Origin of the sequence: Shewanella sp. AS1 (assembly GCF_021412565.1) — a bacterium.
Classification (GTDB): domain Bacteria; phylum Pseudomonadota; class Gammaproteobacteria; order Enterobacterales; family Shewanellaceae; genus Shewanella.
The window spans coordinates 129690-137452 of sequence record NZ_JAKCLJ010000007.1; the positions used below are offsets into that span (position 1 = coordinate 129690).

The following is a 7763-nucleotide window of genomic DNA, read 5'->3' on the forward strand; positions in this document are numbered from 1 at the left end:
GAGGGAGTATGAGTTTACAAACTAATCTCAAAGGCCGATTACGCAATACTTCTTTGTCCAAGAGCCACGGCTTAATGCCTGTCTTTGAGGCAGTGGTAAACTCTATTCACTCTATCGAAGAAAAGGGCAATGCCAATAACGGCAAGATTGTACTTCGTATCAATCGAGCTACCCAAGGCGGTCTGGATTTAGAAGCGAAAGCTTTACCGCCTATCATCGGTTTCACCATCACTGACAACGGTTGTGGTTTTGATGAAACTAACTTTAAGTCATTTGAAACGCTCGATTCCGACCACAAAATTGACAAAGGCTGCCGGGGTGTTGGCCGCTTGATGTGGCTCAAAGTGTTTGATCTGGTCGAAGTTGAAAGCCACTTTCTCGATATTGATGGTGAACTAAAGAAGCGCGTATTCCGCTTTGACGATAAACTTGGCGTCCATGGTGAAAAAGTTGTGGAGGCTACCGAACAGCAGTCAGGCACCCTTATCAAGTTAGTAGGGTTTGACGACAACTTTCGAAAGCAGGTGTCCAGCAAAGGGGAGTCCATCGCCAATCAATTGCTTGAACATGTGCTCTGGTACTTTGTTCGCCAAGGCAGTGCACCCAAGATTCTGGTTGATGATGCTGGTGAGGTGTTTGATCTTGACCACTTGCTCGAAGAGCATATGCATGCCAGTGCGTTTCTCGAAACGATTACAATCCGCGATTATTCCTTTGACCTAACCCACATTAAGTTTCGTGCGTCAGTAAATAAAAAGCATCAGTTAGCTTTATGCGCAGCTAATCGATTGGTTAAAGAAGAATCCATTCAAGGAAAAATTCCCGGCTTATACGGCAAAATATCTGACCAATCGGGGGAATTTACCTATACCTGTTACGTGTCTTCAGGCTACTTAGATGAGCGTGTACGCAGCGAGCGCACCTCTTTTGATATTGCCGAAAACGTAGAGGACATGCTCAACGAAGTAAGCTTTAAAGACATTCGCGATGCAGTGTTAGTGCGCACCAACGAGTATTTGCAAGATGTCCTGTCAGAAAATGTCTCAGCCGGTCGCAAAAGGGTAGACGATTTTATTAACAATCACGCGCCACGCTACCGTCCTATTGCCAATTACGTTTCGGAAGAGCTGCTGATTGTTGATCCGGAAAAGTCCGACAAGGAGCTTGAACTACACCTGCATGCACAGTGGTATGAGGTGGAGCGTCAGTTGGTGAGTGAAGGCCATGACATCATGCAGCCTCAGAATGAGGAGCATGTAGAAGAATACAAAGAACGACTGAGCGAGTATCTACGCAAAGCAGAAGACCTGAAAAAATCAGACCTCGCCAATTACGTTTCACATCGCAAAGTCATTATTGATCTCTTACAGAAATCGATCGAGCGGCTGGAAGATGGGAAGTACGCCCGTGAAGATATGATTCATGAACTGATTATGCCTATGCGCAAGGATTCCAGCGAGGTTTTCCAGGATTCTTGCAACCTTTGGTTGATTGATGAGCGTTTGGCGTTTCACAACTATTTGGCCTCAGACAAAACGCTGAACGCCATGCCTATTACTGGTAACGAGTCCACCAAAGAGCCCGATTTAATCAGCCTCAGAGTATTTGATAACCCACTGCTGGTTAACGATCAAACCAACTTTCCCCTTGCCGCCATCACCGTTGTCGAAATCAAGCGCCCAATGCGTAACGACATGCGTGAAGGCGAAGATAAAGACCCGATTGCTCAAGCTCTTGGTTATGTAGAGAGAATTCGCGAGGGTCAAGCGAAAACAAAATCAGGACTACTTATCCCTAGAAATCATGATATCCCCGCATACTGCTATATTGTGTGCGACCTGACCTCTACAATGGTAACGCGCTGCAAAAACTTTAGTTTAACTATGACTGCGGATGGCATGGGATTCTTCGGGTACAACCCCAATTACAAAGCTTATATTGAGGTCATAAGTTTTAATCAGCTTGTGAGGGCCGCAAAGGAACGTAACCGTGCATTCTTTGACAAGCTTGGACTTCCCTCTATGTAAGTAAAAAGGTTGATTGCATGACAGATAATATCCCCCAAGCTCCTCAAGGTGAGTTTGTTCTTTTCACCAGTGCTGATGGTCAAACTCGCGTTGAGTGTCGTTTTGAGTCTGACACCTTGTGGCTTTCTCAGGCTGCAATGGCTGAGCTTTATGATAAAGACGTTCGCACAATCAATGAGCATCTAATCAATATCTACAACGAGGGTGAGCTTGTACAAAACGCAACCATCCGGAAATTCCGGATAGTTCGATTGGAAGGAACTCGCCAAGTATCTCGTGAGATCGACCACTACAATCTTGATGCAATTTTGTCTGTAGGCTATAGAGTTCGTTCGCAACGTGGTACACAATTCCGTCAATGGGCGACGCAAGTCCTGACAGAATACCTGATCAAGGGATTTGCCATGGATGACGAGCGGTTGAAGAACCCGCCCGTTGGCCATTCTGCTGTGCCAGATTACTTTGATGAAATGCTGGAACGCATTCGTGATATCCGTGCCAGTGAGCGTCGCGTTTATCTGCGGGTGAAAGAAATCTTTACCATGGCTGCCGATTACGAGCCATCTAACCAAGAGACCAACCGCTTCTTCCAAATCATCCAGAACAAGCTGCATTATGCCTGTACTCATATGACCGCCGCTGAGCTTATTGCCAGCCGTGTGAATGCTAGTAAGCCGGATATGGGCTTAACCAGCTATAAAGGCGATGAAGTGCGTAAGACCGATGTAACCATCGCCAAAAACTATCTGCGTGAAGACGAAATCAAAGAGCTCAATCGCATCGTCAATATGTGGCTTGACTTTGCCGAGGACCAGGCGCTACGCCGCAAACAAGTGTTCTTGCAAGACTGGGCCGATAAGCTTGATCAGTTTTTAAGTTTTAATGATAGAGAAGTGTTAAGCGGAGCAGGAAAAATTACCAAGAAAGACGCAGATGATAAGGCGAAATTGGAGTTTGACCGCTTTGCAGCACAGCGCCGTCGTTTAAAAGAAGCCGAAGGTTCACGGGCCAATATTGCAGCACTCAAGGCCATACTCAAAAAAGATAAATAGCCGCTATCGCACAGCCCTGATCTCGAATGAGTTGAGGTCTTAGCTGTACTAGCTCAGACCTGATCTGACAGTTATCCAGTTTTCTGGTGCCTTCGTCAGATTAGATTTGAGCTAAATTCTTTTCAGCCCAAATCCGTTTCCCATCAGTTAATGTTCCCATTGGCGTTCTGCCGCATAACATCTTGCCCTGATAAAACTCGTTCAGGATCGTCTTGTGGAACCGTTCACAGATACCATTGGTTTGCGGATGCCTCGCTTTGGTTTTGGTGTGGTCGATATCGTTGATTGCCAGATAGAGCTGGTAATCGTGCTGTTCAACCTTACCGCAATATTCTGTGCCTCGGTCAGTTAAAATCCGCAACATAGGCAGCACCTGAGCCTCGAAGAACGGCAATACACGATCATTGAGTACATCGACTGAGGTGATGGGCGTTTTCGTATTGTAGAACTTAGCAAAGGCAACTTTGCTGTAGGTATCGACGAACATTTGTTGGTAGATGCGGCCAACGTCTTTTAAATTACCGACATAAAACGTGTCTTGGGAGCCAAGATAGCCAGGGTGATGAAGCCCTGCCGATAAAGCTAATCATGCCAACGATGAATTGAATTGAGTTGAGGTGGAGGGGGAGAAAGTCCAAGCTGCGCTTTTTCAAAAATTGCGTTTTGAATGTAGCCTTAATGCTCTGCTGTGAGTTAATACGAATGATAACCGCTTCATGGTTGTAATGAACTTCACTCCTGAACTTTGTGAATCTCACTCCTCACAGTTTCATCACATATTTACGATATATTAATGAGTGGAAGAGGTAGTTAGGGTCGAAATTACTCTAGTGTTTTGAACGACCCCGTACCCCGTGCTGTACCCTGGCGCTATTTCTTCGGTTGCAATTTATGCTGTTTCTCTTACTTTATGCGCTCTAGCAGCACACCCGACTCCATATGGTCGGTATAGGGAAATTGATCGAAGAGGGCGAAGCGGGTGATCTTGTGGGTCTTATCCAATACCTTGAGGTTGTCCAGCAAGGTATGTGGATTACAAGAGATATATAAGATGTGCTCATAACCCTGCACCATGGTCAGCGTATTGTCATCCAGCCCGGCACGTGGCGGGTCAACAAAAATGGTATTGCAATCATAGCTGTCGAGATCTATCCCTTCGAGACGACGGAAGCTACGGGTTTTGGCCAGTGCCTCGGTGAAGTCCTCGGCTGACATACGAATAATCTGCAAGTTTTTAATTTGATTCGCGGCGATATTAAATTGCGCTGATTCCACAGAGGGCTTGGCAAGCTCAGTAGCCAGTACGCGATTGAAGTTGGGCGCCAGCGCGATAGAGAAATTACCGTTACCACAATAGAGTTCCAACAGATCGCCACTGCTCTGTCTGGTGATATCTATCGCCCATTCGAGCATCTTGACGGCAACCTTGCCATTGGGCTGAGTGAAGCTGTTTTCCACCTGTTGATAGGTCAGCGTGTTACCGTTCACGGGCAGCTTTTCGACCACATAGTCTCGGTCGAGGACGATCTTCTGCTTGCGAGCCCGGCCAATAATATTGACGTTAAACTGGGTCGATAGGTGCTGTCTTAAGGCGATTGCCTCGGCCTGCCACTGGGCATCTAATTGCTTGTGATACAGCAGGGAAACCAAGATTTCGCCGCTAAGGGTCGATAAAAAATCGACCTGGAACAGCTTGTGCCGCAGCACCGCATTGGGGCGCAGCTGCTCCATTAAGGCGGGCATCATCTGGTTGATCAGTTGGCTTGCCGGTAGAAACTGCTCACAACGAACCTTTTGATTCAGCGTCTTATCGAACATATAGTAGTAAAGGTCATCACCCTGGTGCCAGACGCGAAACTCGGCGCGCATGCGATAGTGTGCCGACTCAGAGGAGAAGACTTCCAATGCCGGGGTGTTATAGTCAGCAAATAGTTGCGCTAATTTCTCACGTTTCGCATCAAGCTGCTTATCGTATTGGTTAGGATCCATTGCTTCTAAATTCATTTTTAAACACCGTTACTATCATTGGGGCGCAAATAGTATACTAGTTAGCCTTGATGTCCAGTATCAGCCTTTTTGAATTAGCGATAAGGATGGAAAAATCCGTCGTCGGTTCAGTATGACTCTTGGAGAACCTTCAGTTTGTCGACAAATATTCTTGTATTCGACTCAGGCGTGGGCGGCTTATCTATTTTATCGGAGATCAAGCAGGTCTTGCCCCACGCCAGTTATTACTATCTGTTCGACAATGCCAGATTGCCCTATGGTGAGTTACAGGAACAGGAGCTGATCGACGGTTGTATCGATATTATTGGCCAGGCGGTCGAGCGGGTAGCGGCGGATATAGTCGTTGTGGCCTGTAACAGCGCCAGCACACTAATCCTGCCTGGACTCAGAGCCCTGCTTTCTATTCCCGTTGTCGGGGTCGTACCGGCAATCAAACCCGCAGCTCAGCTTTCTAAAAATAAACACATTGGACTGCTGGCGACACCTGGGACAGTTAACCGAGCTTATACCCACGACTTGATTACGAAGTTTGCTGCCGAGTGTCATGTGGAGCGTTTTGGTTCTTCTGAGTTAGTATTGATGGCCGAAGCAAAAATGGCGCAGCAAGCCATAGATAAAGCCCTGTTGGCCGCGCTGTTAGCGCCAATTAAAGCATCGGGAATCGACACGCTTGTATTGGGTTGCACCCATTTCCCTATCTTAAAACAGGAGCTACAAACCTATTTGGGGGATGAGGTATTGCTACTCGATTCGGGAAAAGCCATCGCCGCACGAGTGCATACTCTGCTAAATCCAGAAACAGACAAATCAGGTAAGGCAGCGCTACAGGCATTTTTTACGACAAAAACAATTTCAGCGGGATTAGAAAGAACATTAGCCGATTATGGCTTTTCATCGGTAAGGCCGTTGAACGGCGACACTACCGATGAAATGACTAATGTTCTTACAGATGAGGGGACTCAATCAAAGACTAAGAGTTAGCCGTTATTTTGATCTTTATCTGCGTCCTGTGACTTGGCTTCACGCACTTTCAAGGTGCGCTCCTGGAAGTCAAATTCATTTAATTTAGCCATGGCCTTCTTAGCGCCAGCTTCAGACATCTCAACGAAACCGAAACCTTTACGACGGCCGGTCTTACGATCGCGCACTAGGCGTACAGAGTTAACAGGCCCAAATTTACCAAATAGCTCTTTAACTTCTCCTTCGTGAACACGATAAGGCAGGTTACCGACATACAGAGTCATGGTTGGCCCCGTATATTGCTCGCTAGTCGCAGAGGGTGAGGAAGAAGATTGTAGGGTGAAAATCACACTTGCAATGATGGCACCGGTAAAAAATGCGATTGCAGAATACAGATCGGAGGCGAATTGAGAAATTGCCAATGCGCCGATGAGGGCGACAATCAAAACAGTAAGAAATGGCTTTTGCATATAAATGTTCTCTGAAGAAATTGAAAATTAACTGTTAACAGCTCGTATATGGTAATGAAAAATGAGGAATTACACTAGCATATTGATGAAAAAACGAGCTCAATTAATTGCTGATATAATGCGTTATGTCATGTTTGGTCTAAAAAATCGCAAGAATGGCCTAAAAATCGACACTATGCCTAAATGATCGGCAGGCGAAAGTCGTAACGCAAAAAAGCCCTTGCGCAATCAGATTCACTCCCTATAATGCGCCTCCACTGACACGGCAATGCAACTCGCAATGCCAAAATATCTCCTTATCTAACAAGGTTAAGAGAAAGAGATATTAAGGTCAGGTGCCATAAGGTACGGCATCAAAAAGTTTTCAAAAACTGCTTGACGCAACCAACGGAATGCGTAGAATACGCAGCCCTAAGCCGAGACCAAGCGTCTAACGGCAGCATCGAAAGATGCACTGCTCTTTAACAACATATCAAGTAATCTGTGTGGACACTCACAGGTGTTGAGAAATCGAAAACGATTTAAATCTCAATGCAATGAAGAGTGTTCATAGCAATATGTACAAACATCCTTAGATTCTTCCGAGTCTAAGCGATGAATCAGAATTCATTGAGTCGTTTGGCGCAAGCCAAACAAAAAACTTTTAATTGAAGAGTTTGATCATGGCTCAGATTGAACGCTGGCGGCAGGCCTAACACATGCAAGTCGAGCGGTAACAGGAAGTAGCTTGCTACTTTGCTGACGAGCGGCGGACGGGTGAGTAATGCCTAGGGAACTGCCCAGTCGAGGGGGATAACAGTTGGAAACGACTGCTAATACCGCATACGCCCTACGGGGGAAAGCAGGGGAACTTCGGTCCTTGCGCGATTGGATGTACCTAGGTGGGATTAGCTAGATGGTGGGGTAATGGCCTACCATGGCGACGATCCCTAGCTGTTCTGAGAGGATGATCAGCCACACTGGGACTGAGACACGGCCCAGACTCCTACGGGAGGCAGCAGTGGGGAATATTGCACAATGGGGGAAACCCTGATGCAGCCATGCCGCGTGTGTGAAGAAGGCCTTCGGGTTGTAAAGCACTTTCAGCGAGGAGGAAAGGGTGCAGGTTAATACCCTGCATCTGTGACGTTACTCGCAGAAGAAGCACCGGCTAACTTCGTGCCAGCAGCCGCGGTAATACGAGGGGTGCAAGCGTTAATCGGAATTACTGGGCGTAAAGCGTACGCAGGCGGTTTGTTAAGCGAGAT

5 protein-coding genes, 1 rRNA gene and 1 pseudogene are annotated in these 7763 nt (G+C 46.7%); 4 read left to right on the forward strand and 3 right to left on the reverse strand.

Annotated elements, in window-relative coordinates; all coding sequences use genetic code 11:
* The first annotated feature begins 8 nt into the window (after positions 1 to 8).
* Both LZP69_RS11355 and LZP69_RS11360 read left to right on the forward strand, forming a co-directional pair.
* Complete coding sequence (locus LZP69_RS11355) at positions 9 to 2027, forward strand: hypothetical protein (protein ID WP_234200700.1); 2019 nt, start codon at positions 9 to 11, stop codon at positions 2025 to 2027.
* 17 nt (positions 2028 to 2044) lie between these two features.
* Entirely contained in the window at positions 2045 to 3079 is a 1035-nt protein-coding gene (locus LZP69_RS11360) for a virulence RhuM family protein (RefSeq protein ID WP_234200702.1), read from the forward strand.
* A gap of 100 nt (positions 3080 to 3179) precedes the next feature.
* Here LZP69_RS11360 and LZP69_RS11365 read toward each other — a convergent pair.
* A pseudogene (locus LZP69_RS11365) lies at positions 3180 to 3641 on the reverse strand (IS481 family transposase); the annotation flags it as partial.
* 341 nt (positions 3642 to 3982) lie between these two features.
* Positions 3983 to 5083, reverse strand: coding sequence for a tRNA (uridine(54)-C5)-methyltransferase TrmA (gene trmA, locus LZP69_RS11370; protein WP_234200703.1), 1101 nt, complete (start codon positions 5081 to 5083; stop codon positions 3983 to 3985).
* Between the two features lie 138 nt (positions 5084 to 5221).
* On the opposite strand from trmA, the gene murI reads away from it, so the two are divergent.
* Positions 5222 to 6067 (forward strand): glutamate racemase, encoded by an 846-nt coding sequence (murI, locus tag LZP69_RS11375; protein ID WP_234200704.1) that lies wholly within the window; start codon positions 5222 to 5224, stop codon positions 6065 to 6067.
* Here the strand turns inward: murI and LZP69_RS11380 are convergent.
* Positions 6064 to 6516 carry an RNA recognition motif domain-containing protein gene (locus tag LZP69_RS11380; RefSeq protein WP_234200705.1) on the reverse strand — a complete coding sequence of 151 codons (453 nt, stop codon included), beginning with the start codon at positions 6514 to 6516 and terminating at the stop codon, positions 6064 to 6066. The two genes, murI and LZP69_RS11380, sit on opposite strands and share 4 nt — an antisense overlap.
* Positions 6517 to 7160: 644 nt before the next feature.
* On the opposite strand from LZP69_RS11380, the gene LZP69_RS11385 reads away from it, so the two are divergent.
* Positions 7161 to 7763: ribosomal RNA gene (locus tag LZP69_RS11385) — 16S ribosomal RNA — on the forward strand; the annotation flags it as partial.